The 16,275-nt window shown below is 42.3% G+C and carries 16 protein-coding genes and 1 riboswitch; all 16 genes read right to left on the bottom strand.

Translation table 11 applies throughout. The features are described from left to right. Positions 1-18: 18 nt before the first annotated feature. The gene (locus GRF59_RS14300; protein WP_160498401.1) at positions 19-1,329 is read right to left on the bottom strand and encodes an ABC transporter substrate-binding protein; all 1,311 of its coding nucleotides are present in this window, start codon (positions 1,327-1,329) and stop codon (positions 19-21) included. A gap of 59 nt (positions 1,330-1,388) precedes the next feature. Next, positions 1,389-3,161 (bottom strand): sensor histidine kinase, encoded by a 1,773-nt coding sequence (locus tag GRF59_RS14305; protein ID WP_160498402.1) that lies wholly within the window; start codon positions 3,159-3,161, stop codon positions 1,389-1,391. Positions 3,162-3,483: 322 nt separating this feature from the next. Then, entirely contained in the window at positions 3,484-3,951 is a 468-nt protein-coding gene (gene ribH, locus GRF59_RS14310; protein WP_160498403.1) for a 6,7-dimethyl-8-ribityllumazine synthase, read from the bottom strand. A gap of 26 nt (positions 3,952-3,977) precedes the next feature. After that, positions 3,978-5,192: a bifunctional 3,4-dihydroxy-2-butanone-4-phosphate synthase/GTP cyclohydrolase II gene (locus tag GRF59_RS14315; RefSeq protein WP_160498404.1), complete on the bottom strand. Its 1,215-nt coding sequence runs from the start codon at positions 5,190-5,192 to the stop codon at positions 3,978-3,980. Between the two features lie 41 nt (positions 5,193-5,233). After that, positions 5,234-5,896 (bottom strand): riboflavin synthase, encoded by a 663-nt coding sequence (gene ribE / locus GRF59_RS14320; RefSeq protein ID WP_160498405.1) that lies wholly within the window; start codon positions 5,894-5,896, stop codon positions 5,234-5,236. Between the two features lie 35 nt (positions 5,897-5,931). Continuing rightward, positions 5,932-7,041: a bifunctional diaminohydroxyphosphoribosylaminopyrimidine deaminase/5-amino-6-(5-phosphoribosylamino)uracil reductase RibD gene (gene ribD / locus GRF59_RS14325; protein ID WP_160498406.1), complete on the bottom strand. Its 1,110-nt coding sequence runs from the start codon at positions 7,039-7,041 to the stop codon at positions 5,932-5,934. Positions 7,042-7,396: 355 nt separating this feature from the next. Continuing rightward, positions 7,397-7,576, bottom strand: a riboswitch (FMN riboswitch). Between the two features lie 261 nt (positions 7,577-7,837). Further along, a complete protein-coding gene (locus tag GRF59_RS14330; RefSeq protein ID WP_160498407.1) occupies positions 7,838-8,059 on the bottom strand; it encodes a DNA-binding protein in 222 nt (73 codons plus the stop codon). Then, positions 8,046-8,597: a hypothetical protein gene (locus GRF59_RS14335; protein WP_160498408.1), complete on the bottom strand. Its 552-nt coding sequence runs from the start codon at positions 8,595-8,597 to the stop codon at positions 8,046-8,048. The genes GRF59_RS14330 and GRF59_RS14335 overlap by 14 nt, the downstream gene beginning before the upstream one ends. Further along, entirely contained in the window at positions 8,598-8,831 is a 234-nt protein-coding gene (locus GRF59_RS14340; protein WP_160498409.1) for a hypothetical protein, read from the bottom strand. It abuts the gene before it with no gap. A gap of 127 nt (positions 8,832-8,958) precedes the next feature. Beyond that, positions 8,959-12,855 (bottom strand): helix-hairpin-helix domain-containing protein, encoded by a 3,897-nt coding sequence (locus tag GRF59_RS14345; RefSeq protein ID WP_341480074.1) that lies wholly within the window; start codon positions 12,853-12,855, stop codon positions 8,959-8,961. Positions 12,856-13,159: 304 nt separating this feature from the next. Continuing rightward, positions 13,160-13,441, bottom strand: coding sequence for a hypothetical protein (locus tag GRF59_RS14350; protein WP_160498411.1), 282 nt, complete (start codon positions 13,439-13,441; stop codon positions 13,160-13,162). Further along, a complete protein-coding gene (locus GRF59_RS14355) occupies positions 13,432-14,379 on the bottom strand; it encodes a ParM/StbA family protein (protein ID WP_160498412.1) in 948 nt (315 codons plus the stop codon). The genes GRF59_RS14350 and GRF59_RS14355 overlap by 10 nt, the downstream gene beginning before the upstream one ends. Positions 14,380-14,487: 108 nt before the next feature. Next, positions 14,488-15,069, bottom strand: a complete 582-nt coding sequence (locus tag GRF59_RS14360) for a macro domain-containing protein (RefSeq protein ID WP_202128692.1) — start codon at positions 15,067-15,069, stop codon at positions 14,488-14,490. Between the two features lie 392 nt (positions 15,070-15,461). After that, positions 15,462-15,653, bottom strand: a complete 192-nt coding sequence (locus GRF59_RS14370) for a hypothetical protein (RefSeq protein WP_160498414.1) — start codon at positions 15,651-15,653, stop codon at positions 15,462-15,464. A 254-nt stretch (positions 15,654-15,907) separates the two neighbouring features. Beyond that, complete coding sequence (locus tag GRF59_RS30290; RefSeq protein WP_160499088.1) at positions 15,908-16,042, bottom strand: peptidyl-tRNA hydrolase; 135 nt, start codon at positions 16,040-16,042, stop codon at positions 15,908-15,910. Next, entirely contained in the window at positions 15,979-16,242 is a 264-nt protein-coding gene (locus GRF59_RS14380) for an aminoacyl-tRNA hydrolase (RefSeq protein WP_160498415.1), read from the bottom strand. Before GRF59_RS14380 ends, GRF59_RS30290 begins: the two co-directional genes overlap by 64 nt. Positions 16,243-16,275 lie beyond the last annotated feature (33 nt).

The following is a 16,275-nucleotide window of genomic DNA, read 5'->3' on the forward strand; positions in this document are numbered from 1 at the left end:
TCTCAACCCTCCAGCATGTTATTTTAACTGTTCTACCGCCTGGCTCCAGTTCCGGTTTAGCAACTGCTGCATATCCTCCACCGAAGCGCCTGCGAAGATATCCTGCCCCGTCTTTTTCTCGTTGTACTGCGCTTTGTTTTTCACCGTTTCATATCGCTCGTTCATACCAAAATACATAAAGGGATCGAAAGGATGCCTGGTTTTGACCTTATTAAAAAAGGGCTGATCGGACGGAATATTCACCATGGTAGAGGTGTTGCCGGAGTAATTGATGTAATCCTGGTATACCTCGGGACTGAAAATCCATTCCAGGAACGACTTGATTTCATCCACGTTTTTGGAGGTTTTGTTGATCGCCATGTATTGGTCAGGCATCGTGACCGCCTCAAGCGGCTCACGGATATCCGATCTCCAAGGAAGTGCGAAAGCATCCAGATCTTCGTCGGTTTTGACATTTGAAATATAGTCCTGGTAATACCACTGTCCGAGCGCGATCATCGCGGCCTTGTTGGACTCAAACAGCTGTTTGGCCTCGTCGAACCCGATGCTCAAAGCGTCGGACCCGGCCAGCCTGTGCTCGGCGATCGTTTTCAGCAGCTTGGCGGCCGTATCAAATGGTGAGTTTTTGCCGAACGGCTCAGGCGAATAAGACAAATTGGTGAGATAATTGGGATCCTTCGAAAGCAGCGGGGGACCGAATTCGATAAAAGGGTAAAAGGTCCAGTCCTCTTTCCCGCCAATCGCGATCGGAATATATTGGTCATGATTTTTGATCCGTTCGAGCACCTGCACGAATTCATCCAGCGTCTGCGGGACCTGCAGGTTCAGCTCACGAAAAATACTGGGGTGGTAAAACACGTATTCCGAAAAGGAAACCAGCGGTAAGCCCAGGATATCCCCGTTATAAACGGCAGGAAACCGGTTCGACCCGGCTGCCTTGAGCCCGTTCAACGGAAGAAGAGCATCCCGGTACACCGACAGGTGCGATGCCTTCAAATAAAACACGTCCGGCAAATCGTTCGCCGCAAGCCGAACTTTCAGATACTGTCCGCTGTTATCCGGGATCGTCTCGACCTCTACGGTGACGTTCGGCCTGATCTTGGAATATTCCTTGACTTTGCTGGTCCAGAACAAAATGTCCATTTTCGTTTCCCACATGCCGAATTTGATTTTCACGGGCTGGTCCGGACCGGCTGCCGCAATCCCTCCTCCAGAGCGATTCATGACCGGCTTCAGGGCCAAATCGGACAGCAGTCCGCTTCCGCCGATACAGATGAAGGCAAGGAGACAAGCGGCTAGCAGCAGGTGTATCCGTTTTTTCCGAATCATCAGCTTCACTCCCCCTAAAAAATGGTTTATTGCGGTCGATTAGGACACCTCTTCAACGTTCAAGCAAGCTGCTCGTCAGGCTCGCGGATTTGCGGAAGCCGAATGTGAACCACCGTTCCGTGCGGAGCATTCGCTTCAACCCGCAACCCATAGTTCGGTCCGTAATGCAGTTGAATTCGTTTATGGACATTCATATTCCCCATCCCGCTGAACGTATGCCTTGGGGTTTCCTCTTCCGCCCTAACCGGCTCCTCCTGTATTCCCACGCCGTTGTCGGCAACGGTTATCAAGAGATCGTTCCCGTCCAGCTTCGTGGATATATGGATGACGCCCTCGTAATCGATGTCCTTCAGTCCGTGAATGAAGCTGTTTTCCAGAATCGGCTGGAGAAGCAGCTTAAGCAGGTACAACTCCTCCGTTCCCGTAGCTATATCCCACTTCGTAACAACGGATTTGCCGAAGCGGATCTCCATGATGTACAAGTAATGCTTGAGATGATCCACCTCTTCGGCGACCGTCGTGACAAGACCTCCCCTGTTGAACGACGAAGCGATGAGCCTCGTTAACGCATGGGTCATGTTGCGAATATTGTCCGCTTTGCTGATGAGCGCCATAAATTTGATCGAATTCAGCGTATTGATCAGAAAATGCGGATTGATTTGCGACTGCAGGGCGGCAAACTCGGCTTTGCGCTTTTCCACCTCCTGCTGCTCATGCTGCTCCATCAGCTCGCGGATTCTTTCGGTCATGTGATTAAAGGAATGGCCCAAGCTGGCCGTTTCGAGCGTGCCGGTAACATGAATCTTCGCATTCAGGTCCCCATGCGTGACGCGTACCATCTGCCGGAGCAGCTCCAGAATCGGCTTGGTCATATTCGAAACGAAATAAAAGGAGATCAGGATAAAGGCAAGGATGATCAGAATCGCCAAAAACCATACGAAGGTATTGACGCTGCGGTAATTGGCCATGAGATCGGCGTACGGTATTTTTTGCACGACGACCCAGTCGGGACGACCCGCATCGACCTTGGCATACGTGAACAGCGTCTTGTCCCCTTCCGTATCATCCACATAAGAGCCTTGATCCATCGAGAACGCGTCATCCAGGCGGTGCATGGGCAGCTTGCTGCCTCGTTTCAAGATCGTGTTCGAGGCGATGATCTCGCCCTGCTTGTCGACGATATACAGCGTGGACTCCGTGTTGTCCCGGGACTGCAAAATATGGTCGAACGCGCTGCTCTCAAACGTGAACAGGATCATTTCCAGCTGCGAAGAAGGATTCGAGTAGCCCGGCGACAATGCTGCTACCATCATATAGGGATTGTAATTTCCATAGAGAGAGTTTGGCTTCATGCCGATAAAATGAATGAAATTGGGCTTTTTCAGGGCCGTCTGATACCACTCCTCCTTCTGGATGTCCGCTCCTCTCTGCATCAGATTTTTTAGATATGAATACGAAGATCCGTCATCAAAATAAAAATTGACCGACAGCACGCGTCCAGACACGGAGGCAGTGTATTTCTCGATCAGCACCTTCAGTTTATACGTGGCCAGCTGCCTCTCGAAACCATCCTGCCGGTAAATGTCGTAGACCGTGGAAATGACGTCCTCATCAAGCCCGATGGAAGCAAACAATCCCGAGAGGCGACCGATTTCCTGGTTGACCGAATAGGCGATAGCCTGCGCGGTTTGCAGGGAACGGTCGGTATTTTGCTGTAAAATGTCGCGTTTGTAAATGTTCAGGATAATCGAACAGATCAGGAGCATCGGAATAATGACAATGAGGATAAAAAATAGTCTTAATACGGAGGACATTCGCCATTTTTTTCTCATAGAACCCCCTTCTCATCAAAAGGCCTGCGGTGCATCGATAGGGTTCTATTCCATAGTCCGAATCCAAGTTCCTTTCGGCAGACAAAGGTAGTTGGAATGCGACAAAAAGCCGGAAATATAGGCAAAATGATTCATCGAGACTTCGGGGAGATTCGCGAAATTACCGCATGCATTGATTTACCAGGAAATAACATTATTTTCATGGCATGCGCAGCCTTCGCATTATCAACAAGCAAAACCGGTTCCCACGATACCATTGATCCGTTATGCTGAATAAAAAAAAGACCACGCCAGGTGGTCTCTTTTCTAAATTGTGTTGATATTACTTGAACTGCTTGGTCAGGTTCGCCATTTCGATGGCGGATACGGCCGCATCATAACCCTTGTTGCCCGCTTTGGTGCCTGCGCGTTCCACGGCCTGTTCAATGCTGTCTGTCGTCAATACGCCAAAAATAACAGGAACGCCCGTCTTGAGGCTGGTTGCCGCCACGCCTTTCGCCACCTCATTACATACAACATCATAATGTGAGGTTGCGCCGCGGATAACGGTTCCCAGCGTAATGACGGCGTCATACTTACCGCTTTCGGCCATTTTGCTGGCGATCAAGGGAATTTCAAACGCTCCCGGAACCCATGCCACATCGATCTCTTCTTCACCTACACCATGTCGCTTCAACCCGTCCAACGCTCCGCCGAGCAGCTTGCTTGTAATGAATTCATTGAATCTCCCAACCACAATCCCGTACTTCAGTCCGCTGGAAACCAAGTTTCCTTCGAAAGTATGAGCCATTTATTCATCAACCTCTCCAATAGTTTTTAAGATTCCATGCTAAGCATGTGGCCTAACTTCTCTTGCTTCGTATGCAGATAACGGCTGTTATCTTCTCCCGCTTGCATCTGGATCGGAACCCGTTCAACGACTTCCAATCCATGGCCTTCCAGTCCTTTGATTTTTCTCGGATTATTGGTCAAAAGACGAATTTTGCGCACGCCCAGATCCTTAAGGATTTGGGCTCCAATTCCATAGTCGCGAAGGTCTGCCGCGAAGCCAAGCTTGAGATTGGCGTCCACGGTATCAAGCCCCTGCTCCTGCAGCTCGTAGGCCTTCAACTTGTTGATGAGTCCGATTCCCCGGCCTTCCTGCCGCATGTAGAGCAGCACACCCGAACCCTCTTCCTCAATCTGCCGGAGTGCCGCCGCGAACTGCGGACCGCAGTCGCAGCGCAGGGAATGGAACACATCTCCGGTCAAGCATTCGGAATGCACTCTGACCAGCACAGGCTCTTCGCTTGAAATCTTTCCTTTCACGAGCGCCAGATGCTCTTTGTCATCCACATCATTGGTGTAGGCTACGGCTTGGAAAACGCCGAAATCCGTCGGCATACGAACCTCGGCTTCCCGGCGCACCAGCTTCTCGCTTTGATTCCGGTAATGGATCAAATCCTGAATCGATATCAGCTTCAGTCCATGTTTTTTCGCAATCACCTGCAAATCAGGCAGCCGGGCCATTGTCCCGTCCTCTTTCATAATTTCACAGATCACGCCTGCAGGGGCCGATCCGCTGAGTTTTGCCAGATCCACCGCAGCCTCCGTATGTCCTGCCCGCCGCAGCACGCCTCCATCCTTGGCGATCAGCGGAAACATATGTCCCGGACGCCGGAAGTCGAACGCCACCGCAGCCGGATCCGCCAGGGCCTTCGCGGTTTGGGAACGTTCATGAGCAGAAATGCCTGTTGTCGTATGTCTAAAGTCAACCGATACGGTAAATGCCGTGCCGTGGTGGTCGGTATTTTGAGCCGTCATGGGTGAAAGCTCAAGCGTTTCCGCCCGCTCCCGCGTGATCGGGACGCACACGAGCCCCCGGCCTTCCGTAATCATAAAATTGATAACCTCCGGCGATGCTTTCTCTGCGAGTGCAACAAAGTCGCCTTCATTCTCCCGGTCCTCATCATCCACCACGATAATGACCTTTCCTGTCCTAAGATCCTCAATCGCCTCTTCAATCGGGTCAAATGTGAATGATTCCGTCATGCCGAATTCCCCCTTTGTTGTCAAAAATCCGATGCGTTCATTTAAGCAAAGCCGTTTGCAGCCAGCATATCCATGCTGATCCCTTTAGGACTGCTATCGGCGGATACCGGCGCCTTTCGCCCAAGCAGTGCATGGACATACTTGCCGATGATGTCGCATTCGATATTCACGATGCTGCCCGCCTTGAGTCCGGATAATCCGGTATCACCCAATGTATGAGGAATAATGGAGACTCTGAAGCATTCCCCGTCCGTGCCAGCAACCGTCAGACTGACACCATCTACCGTGACCGATCCTTGCGGTATGATGTATACGGACAGATCCGGTTTGTCTGGAGCAATATCGATCAAAACCGCGTTGCGTTCCTTGGTGATCATTCGTACGGTACCGGTCATGTCCGCATGCCCCTGAACCAAATGCCCGCCAAAACGTCCATTTGCCTTCATGGCCCGCTCTAGATTCAGGAGGTTGCCCGGCTTGAGCAACGCCAGGTTGGAATGCCGGTAGGTCTGAGGAGTCACGTCAACCGTAAATCCGTCATCCTTGATCTGCGTGGCCGTCAGGCAGACTCCATTCACAGCAATGCTGTCCCCGATCTTGATATCTTCCATGATGGCTGAAGCCTTGATCCCGAGAACCATGGCCTCCCCTTGTCGCGAAATCCTATCCAGAATCCCGATTTCTTCCACCAGTCCCGTAAACATGCTCTTCCCTCCTTCGGAATATTTCAGCTATTTGGTCATTCCGGCCAGTTTGGTATGCCGGATATCAATACATTGTCCCCGACTTGTTCGACCTCCAGCGGGTCCAATCTCACGGCATCTCCCATCCGATGAATACCTTCGAAGCTGAAGCTGGCCGGGGCTGCATTTCCGCCCACAATCTTCGGAGCCAAGTACATGATAATTCGGTCCACAAGCCGTTCCTTCAGAAGTGATCCGTTTAATGCCCCGCCGCCTTCCACAAGTATGGAACCGATGTCCATGGTGCCAAGTTGCTGCAACGCCGACTTGAGATCCACTTGAGTTCCACTTCCGCAAGATACAAGGTTTGCTCCCGCTTCACTCAACAGCTTAGCCTTAACCGGGTCAACCTGTTTGGTCGTTAAAATAATCACCGGTGAAGTCCCATCCTTGAACACCTTAGCTTCCGGAGAAGTGCGCAAACGGGAATCGACGATGACGCGAACCGGCTGTTGGCCATCCACTCCATCATGCCTAGTCGTCAGCGAAGGATCATCGGTGAGTATCGTGCCTACGCCGACCATAATCGCCTGATGTCGGTGACGCAGGCTGTGTACCTGCAGCCTTGCCTCTTCATTCGATATCCACTTGCTGTCTCCCGAATCGGTGGCAATCTTTCCATCGAGCGTACTCGCCGTCTTGATGGTTACAAAAGGCATGCCCGTCGTTATAAACTTTGCAAATTTTTCGTTCTGCCGGACCGCCCTATCCCGCAACACGCCAACCTTCACCTCAATGCCCTTCTGACGAAGCTTCCCGATCCCTGTGCCAGCAACCAGAGGATTCGGATCCTCACAGGCAACCACAACCCGCTTAACCTTCGACTCGATCAGCAGATCACAGCAAGGCGGGGTTTTGCCGTAATGACTGCAGGGTTCCAACGTGACGTAGGCCGTGCTTCCCTCCGCATGGTCACCGGCCATGCGGACGGCATGTACTTCCGCATGCCCGCTTCCCCGCTGAAGATGCGTTCCCAGACCGACCACTGCGCCGTCCTTGACGAGGACGCAGCCGACGACCGGGTTGATGCCTGTCTGGCCTTGTGCGCGCTGAGCCATATCCAGTGCAAGCGACATGTAGAATTCATCGTTTATAACCGGCTCCATCTTGTCCTGCCTCCCCTCCACGTGAAAAATAAAAACAAAAAAGCCCTCCGGATCACATCCGGGGGCAGCTTGAGAGTAATTTGAAGACACGCAAATAAAGCTTATACAGATGGCAAATGCAGCAATTTGGACAATCATGCATTATTTCCCGTTTGATCGCAAGTCAAAGAAACGATACTTGAGCTTTACGGTTCACCAAAGGTACCACATGATCCCCATTCATAACATACACAGGGAAACAACTTGGCGTAATATCCTTTAGCCAAACGAGAATAAACATAAGTGTGCGAAAAAGACACGTATGCCATAGCTTTATTGGGTGGTCGCATGAACCATATGTAACATACATGCGCTTCCTCTCCTTCTCCCATCCAGACTATACTGTCGGTCCCGGATTTACACCAGGTCCACCGCACGCGCGTGAAAAGCTGCGCGCCCGGGTCACGGACTGAGACGCCGTTTCAGGACAACATCCCTTGAAACGATATGCATCATCACCGCCGGTAGGGAATTTCACCCTGCCCCGAAGTTGAGTTCCAATAATTCTTAGTTATCTTTCGTGGTGTTGTATAGACTAAACCTTGATACAAAAGGCGTTTTTCATCCCGTATAATCAATGAGGAATGACACTTAATATCCTTTAGTGGCGCGGTATTTCGTATCATTCCTACCAATATCCTACCGAAACGGGGTGGTTAGGGTGAAATGCCTCATGCGTCACGTTTGCCTATGTGAGCATATTATCACCGTAAAAAAATAAAAGCAAGGCAATTATTTTCGCCCTGCTTAGTAATATCTATTTTGTAGTATTTCCTTCTAGCCAATCAAAGAACGAATCCTTTGGTATTTTCATCAACTTTCCTATCCGTTTTAAATGAAATTCAGGTTCTTTTTTAAGATAAACCTTTGCTTCAACTTCATTTAAAAATTGATATGTATTCTTTCTACCTAGTCCTAATATTTCCTGAATATGGGCAGGTTCCAACATAATCGGGTAATCATCTTTAGTTTTTGTCATGTGTATTAATTGCCTCCGTAATAAAATTTCCTATATGATAATGCCATCTTACTTTCTTCTTATATCCTTTAACTTCAATTCCTATTTCTTCACATATTCCTAATGAAATGCTACTTTTATTAACCTTGTTCTTATATGTATGTTCCTTAATTTGATTCTCAGCGATATGTTTGAACTTCACGAAATCCTTAATATGTATAAAGAAAACTCTATTCTCTGGCTCACGAAAATTCATTATGAATCCGCTAATTACATTCTCGTATGTATCTGCTTCCTGAAGCTTGCTAATCTGATGTTGCTTAATAATGCTCTCATCGAAACTAATTGATTTTTGTTTAGTTGATTTTAGCTCAAGCGTGAATAAGTGACTCTTAGCAAACATCATACAATCGTAGTCGTTCTTAGTAACTCTTACCCTATTCCTTAAATCAGGTGGGATGAAGGTATCCTTTATTCGGGTAAAGAACACCTTTTCTCCTCCTTGGATGGCCGATTTCTGGAAATCCTCTTCAAACAATTTCCCTTCATTTGTACTCAATTAATCATTCCTCTCCATATATGCTATTCTGGCACTAACTGCCTTCTTCAAACAACTAAAGTCATCATGAACAGCCATGCCATAAACATCTAAAACCTCACCATTTATTACTTCTAATGTACTAATAACCTCATTACAACCCGAACAAGTTGAGTACTCCATCGCCTCCTTATCTTGCTGATCGGGAAACCTTTTCTCATAGTATGGATTCTCAAATCTATCAAAATCACTCATTCTCTTCATCTTTCTTTAGTTGATGATATGTATGAATTAGATATTCAATATAAGCTGTTTCTGTGATTTCTTTACCTAGTAACTTTTCAACTTGTTTTTTACTTAATTCCATTTATACTCTCCTTTTTTATTTTCTTCTTTCTGTTGATACTCGCATTGTTCCATCATTTCTAATCTCATTTATAAACATCGTAGTATGTCCAACTTTAGAGTCTTTGTACTTCTGTGGTTTAAATTGAGAACCCCTACGATAACCAAACAGAACAAGTTTATTGCCCCTGGTAAACCAGCTTTTCTCTAAGATCTCTTTTGTTCCATCAGCTCGTTGCTTTGAAACTTGTTTATTGTAATGAGCGAATGCCCCATCATAATATTTGACGGTAACAACACCATCTGTCGTTAATAATGTTACTGTATTTTTATTTTTATCTTTATCGAGCACTGTACCTGAAATGCAATCTAATTTAAACTTGGGTCTTGATCCATTGCGGAAATTCATCATTTCCACAACGATAGGATCTTCTGTTAAGTCATTAAAATTAACTATCCCATACTTTAACTTATCCACTCGCTCAAGTTCATGTTCTGTGTAGTAGAAAGATAAAGCATCCATTTCCCATTTACTAACCGTACCTTCAGCAACTGAGTTCCATTCCATTTGTAGCTGTTTTTGGTTGAATAAATTTAATGTGTCTTCCTTTGATAGCCATTCTTTTATACCTTCCATCTTCTTGTCATATTCTTTTTTGAAAAATGATTCGCGAATCACGGGAAAATTTCTATGATAGTCTTCAATCGCTTCACCAGAAAAATGATCATAGTAGAAAGGCGTTGAAACTTTATCAAGAAGGTACAGTTTGTCTTTACTCTCTTTTTTATGTATTTTTTTCATTACATATTTTCTAAAGTTAAATAGTTTAGCGTATACCTGCATGTCTTCAGGAATAATTTTAAGTTCAATAACAGCATTAAGATTCTGCATATTTAGCTTTGTTTTTGGAGCATGTAGTTTTGTTACAAACTGCTTCATAATTTCTACGCGTTCTCCAAAAGCTTCAAAACAACCTGCTTTTATTAATTGAATGACTTGTGCTTTCTTGATGATTGATGTATCAAACATGCGTCGAGTAAAATCTTCAAATGATTTATAGGGGCGATTCTGAATTAGATTTTGAACAACATCGTCACCTATTCCATTGATTCCCTTTAGACCGAAAACAATTTGATCATTTTCTATGTCAGGAGTAAATCCGAATCCTGCCTTATTAATATCAGGAAGACCAATTTTAACTCCTCTGCTCTGCATATTGCCTATTGCTGCAGCGATTTTACCGTAATTTGTTGATTGTGATTTATTATTTGTTTCGTCCTCATCATCTATTGATGCTGAATTGACTGTAAGACATGCAGTTCTCCAATAAATTGGGTCATAATTGATATTTAAATTGGCTTCCTGGAGAGCAATAATTGAATATGCAAGTGTATGAAGAATCGAAAAGCTGTAAGAAAGTTGTCGAGTTATCTGAACTTCCCACACATAATTTAATAGTTGTTCTCTGACACCTAATGATTTACCTTGTGAGTAAAACTTTTCTTTTATTTCAGCCAAAGCCTTCTTCATCTGTTTAGGCTTAGCTATACTTTTTCTAAGTTTATTGGCACTTAAGACATTGAAGTTTGCTATCAATTTATCCATTGACATAAGCATTACTGATTCTTGTGTATCTGCAACGCCGTTCAATTTTAATAAATGTTTCTCCATCGTACTAACTTCTTCATCGTTAAGTCCATAACTATACATCTCTTCATACCAAAGTTTGATATTGTTTTTATGTTTCACGAAAGTATCAATGGGGGATTCTCCATGGTCGCTCATTAGTCGCATCAGAGAATTTGCAGCTGCCAATTCAATCAAATTAGTCGGTTTAACCTTTTTAACAGTTTGAATTCCTATTTCTGTTGAAAATTGAAAAAGATCAGAAACACTATCACTACCTATTAATTCATAGATTTTGAGACTTTTTTTATCAATAACGTCAGGATGTAAATATTTATTATAAGTTTTTCTGAGAGTCCCCTGCCACTCCATTAAACTATCTGCCAATAGAGTATCAAACGTCACTCTTATTTTATCTAATGCTTCGATTGTAAGTAGATCAAATTTCATATTAGAAACCGCTTCGCAGTCTTCAAGACTAAACTGGGTTATGTGAGTCCCATTAGGAGCTGTCATCATAGCGTTAGTTTTATAATATTCTTCGTTAAAAACAATAACACCACTGGCATGAATGCTGCGTTTGTTAACTAAACCTTCTATCTTCATAGCAACAGTTAACCAATCATCATATTTATTAATCTCATTTACAAATTCGGTTACAGGCTTTCTTTCTTCTTCGTCGTTTCCATAAACACAATCAGAAAGAGACCAGCTGCTTCCCCGTTCAAACGGAATTAACCCCGAAACAAACATTGCCGTGTCATTGTCGATTCCAAGCCCCCTGGCAGCCGTTTGAACTGCCGATTTAGAAGCTTCTGTACCAAAGGTACACACTTGCAAAACCCTATTCTCACCAAAGTATCTCTTCAATTGTCTGAAAATCTGATTACGTTTAGCAGCCTCAGTATCTATATCAATATCAGGGAATTCCGGTCTTTCCGCTGTTAAGTGTCTCCAATGTGGCATTTCAATTCCGTATTCAAGTGGATTGACTTGTGTAATTCCCAGGAGGAAGCAGATTAAGTAACCAGCAGATGATCCACGAGATGGGCCAACTAAACTATTTCCACATTCATCATCCCAAATAACGTTAATGATTTCTCTTACTGTGGTATAGTAGCTTGCTACTGATTGATTAAGCTTCTCTGATATTTTCCAAAGTTCACCCAATTCCACATTGATTCTCTCTGCTACTTCATGTAGTTTTTCCTTGGAGTACATCTTGTATGGCAGGTACTCATAGAATCCATCTTCAATTAGTTTTACTATGTATTGATCCTGTTTATTATCAGAGTGCGCCATTTTGTTTATGTATTCATACTGTTTATAAATAGATTTGAAGAGTCCACGCAGCTTAAAATTAGGTAACTCAATTTTTGGAATCACAGTTGGCTTTAAAATTGTATAGTCCTTAATTTTGTTGCCAATTTCCAATGTGTTGTTTAACGCATTTTGAATAATAGAGTGGTCTAAATAATCCAACCGTTCGTTGATTTCTTCTCTTGTTTGAACAAATGTTGCTTCATAAAAAGAGTCAACCTCACGTTCAGCATCTTTAGCATTCAAAAAGGCTTTATGTACAATTCGATCTTCAGGTCTTAAATAATGGCTATCTGTTGTAATTATGTATTTGAGGTCGAACTTCTCAGCTAACCTTAAAAGCTCCTTGTTACAATATATTTGTTCCTCACTGTAAGCTGGTTGAAGTTCAAGATAAAAGTCTTCTTTGCCAAAGACATCAATACACCAGTTTGTAAACTCACATACTTTCTTATAGCTTTCATTAGCTCTATATGTATCGTTGTTATCTAGGTGAAACTTCATCTCAAGTAAGTAAATACAGTGAGGTGAACCAAGACAAGCACTCGCTGCAATTAAATGACCTGGATCTTGTTTTATTACTGAAGCTAAAAACTGTTGTTCCGTTGGTGTCCTAAGCATTGGGCCAGTATGAAATGAACTTTCCCAAGCCCTAGAACTCATATATCTAATCTGCTCATGTCCGGTTTCGTCTTTTGCTAAAAGCAAGAAATGTGGATATTTAGTTACTCCAGATTTATAGTTGTCTCTTACTTCTTCAATACTTTCGACTAAGTAGATTTCATTGCCCAGTATCAGTTTAAAATCTTTATTGATCTTTCCGTTGTCCTTAAGTTTCTGCGTGACTTGAATAGCTTTAACATGTGCTGATATGGACTCATGATCAGTTATTGCTACTCCTTTATGACCCATGTCATGAGTAGTTTGAATCAATCCTTCTACAGTGTTTGTTGTATCTCGAAGTTTGAGATTCGAACCGCTATCCACGTGATTGTGGAGTAGTATTGAGTTACATTGATTACACAATTCTTAATGCCCTCTCCCTTCTTGATAAAATATAGATATTATCAAAAAATCCTCCAATATTTCTTACCTAAATGTAGGTACATGAAATGATATCCGCAATCAGTGAACCACCTAAATTTATATGGTTTTGTTCTTATTACAATCAGATTCCATCCTTGAAACTCATTGCTTCCTCCGCAACCAACATAGTATTTAGTGAACATTTTTAAACTCAATCAATCACCTCCTTAAATTAGTCAAACCATATGTATAAGTAGGCAAATGCCTACTCTAAAATGAACTCATCCAATTTTGCCTCTAGGTCCTCATCGGTTATCTCGACTTCTTCTAATTTAACTAATTCTTCCTCTCCTATATCTTCAGCACATTTCATGATTTCACTTCCAAGTAATTGAGGCTTCCTTCCCAGATGACCAAATAAAAATTGTCTAAGTGCCTCTCTCATAATGTCGCTCTGATCATAATAGATAGGTATTTTACTCATTGCTTCTTGCAAATCTTTATCCTTATGTTTTCTTAATCGAGTTCGTATGATCTTTACTTCCATAATCGAACACCCACATTCTCATAACCTCTTATCTGTGATAACTGATCAAAGAGAATTTTGTTTGGTAAATTAATTTGTTCAAATACATTATGGGCAGCACCTCCACCAATTAGATGATAATCAAAGTTAATGTTCAGGCTTTCAACTTCATTCTGAATTTGTATCGACAAAGGTCTAAAGGCTTTTTGTATTAACAGTCTAATATCACGACCTTCATATCTTCCTTCAATAACACACGTATCCATTTCATAAATGGCAGGTGATTTTCCTACAGCTTTTTGAAGATATGTTTGAAGCAGTTTATAAGCTTTTTCTACACCTAGTATGATGCTGGTTGACTCCTTCATAATTTCCATTTTGTCTAATCCAAGGAGGTTCAAAGTATAGAAGCCTAAGTCAATAACAAGTATCTTTTTCTTGGCTATACCACTATTGCTAATCTTTCCTTCGGGTGTGAGTAGGAAATCCATTGCTATTCCATAGCCCTGTGGAACTATTTTGTATTTATCTATATTTATTTTAATATTGTTTGTTTTATTTTTCCCTTTTTTGATCTTATATGAGTCTGCCTCATTAAGTCCTTCAATCAGTGACATCATGTGTTCTCTCTGAGTGAAATAGAATTTAACAGGTAACCCTGTGACAAGATTAAAAGGATTGCTGCTATTTAGGTATCCTAATCCAGTCTTCATTAGAACATTCGAAGTCATCGCTTCAGTTTTATTATCATTTAAAGAGAAGTATTTGATATCACTATGTCTTAAAGCTAATTTGCCAACGAATAAATCATCATTAAAAACAAAGTCATCTTGCTTTATGTTTTCTTCAAACACTGGCTTCGCCTCTCCATAGATGGATGGCTGAACATAGATCTTATTCTTCTTCTTCCCTTTTGACCAACTAAACCCAAGATCAAATACGCATAATTCTGAACTCATGACTAACCTCCCAAATTAAAAGGGTCTACAACATGGCGTTTTATTCCCTTTTGTGCTACAACTTATAGTGAGATTATATCATTATTTTTATATACTGTATATATATTTTTATTTTAATAGTGTTGCTATCTCATCAACTCTTGAATTTACAAAGTTCCAGTCAATGTACTTAGGAACATTCAAAACATGATCATAAGCAAGTCTCATTTGTTTTACAGCAATAAGAGGATTCATTCTGCCTGTCGTTGTGCCCAATCCTGAACATGCAACAGTATCTATTCTATGTTGTGATTGATTAAATTTATTAATTGCAATTAACATAGCCTTCATTGATTGATATACATTATCTGTTCCCACAATACTCCTTGGAAATCTCATGGTTGGTGTATGCGCCAAATACGGGTGAGATTTATTATTAGTGGGTATAACAAATGATGTTCCGACTGGTTGCTCTCCTGCGAAATTATCAATTATATATTTTTGGACAGTATCCATTAGTTCTACGCCAAACATTTCAATTATATGTTTATCCAGACCACCATCCATCATACCGTATGAGTTCGCTGGACTAACAATACATTCGTAGCCATCAAGCTCTACGAGTCTTTTGTTTTCTATTCTTACATTAGGCAACTCACCAAAATGCGCTTCGAATTCCCTACATATCTCTGGATTAATATCAAAAAACACTAGGTTAATAATGATCTGCTCCTTTCTAGGTAAAAGTAAAGTTTTATTAGGATTATTTCTTGGGTAATCGCAGGAAATCTATGTATTCGACATCTGTATTGCTTCTAAAACAATCTTTCAAAATTCCAATAAACAGTTTTTTCTTTCTGATCAACAGCTACATATAATTGATGAACGTTTTCTTGGTAAAGACCATATACATTATCACAGATCTTTGTATGTTTCGAGTCCAATATTTCTGATAATATTCTTTTTCCTGGTAAGACCCACTGTTTTTAATGTAGCACCAACCTGAATTCTCTTGTACTTTGGGGAAGCTTGTTTTATTGATTTTTTCGCGTATTTATATAATGCTTTATCCATAGAAATCCTTTCCTCGTAAAATGGAGTTTTCACTCAGATTGTGAGATTACCTCTTCTATTGCTTGTTTAATATTCAATAAATCAGCAAGAGACAAATTTGAAACGTGACAACTGTCTCCACAATAATTTTCTAAAGAAACGCTGAATCCATATTTATCATTATATGAAAATTCAATTTCTTCTTTCTTACCTCTATTTAAAAAATTTACAGTTTTAGTCATTCTATTCTTGCCTCCATTTTTGATGTCGCCTTTCATTAAATTAATTATTATACAACTTCAAACCGAATTCACTGAGTTGAACACTCACCGACCAATCGGTTTCATGGTTTAGGATTTTTCCAATGCTTTTTAACTCGCCATCAACATTAATATACGCATTGTGATCTTTGTCGATGTATTCAATTTTAATATCTTCGGATATTCTCAAACTATAGAACCCCCTATAAAATGCATCTTTCATCAAATTCTATTAATTAAAGCAGATGAAACCTTTTTACTTGCTTATGAAGTTCAGACTTATAATCTGGGACACATCCTACGACTGTTAACGAATTCTCTGGAATCTCTGTCCTTCCGTTATCTCGTATGTAGTACCATCCCTGCTCGATGAGCTCTTAATTAAGTCTTTTTCTCTTCCCCGGAGAATGATTTTGGGTAGCTCATTTTCGTGCCATTCACTCCACAATCCTGCCTCGTTTTCATTGTGGGTGATGTTGGTTGCAACATGTGCTACTTGCGCCGCTATTTTACCTGGTGACATATTCAGCTCTTTGTTTACCACAAAGTATTGAACAATTTCATTTTTCAAATTAATCACTCCTCTTTTTTATCCATCTATGTA

The organism is Paenibacillus dendrobii, assembly GCF_009807035.1.
GTDB lineage: Bacteria > Bacillota > Bacilli > Paenibacillales > Paenibacillaceae > Paenibacillus_AQ > Paenibacillus_AQ dendrobii.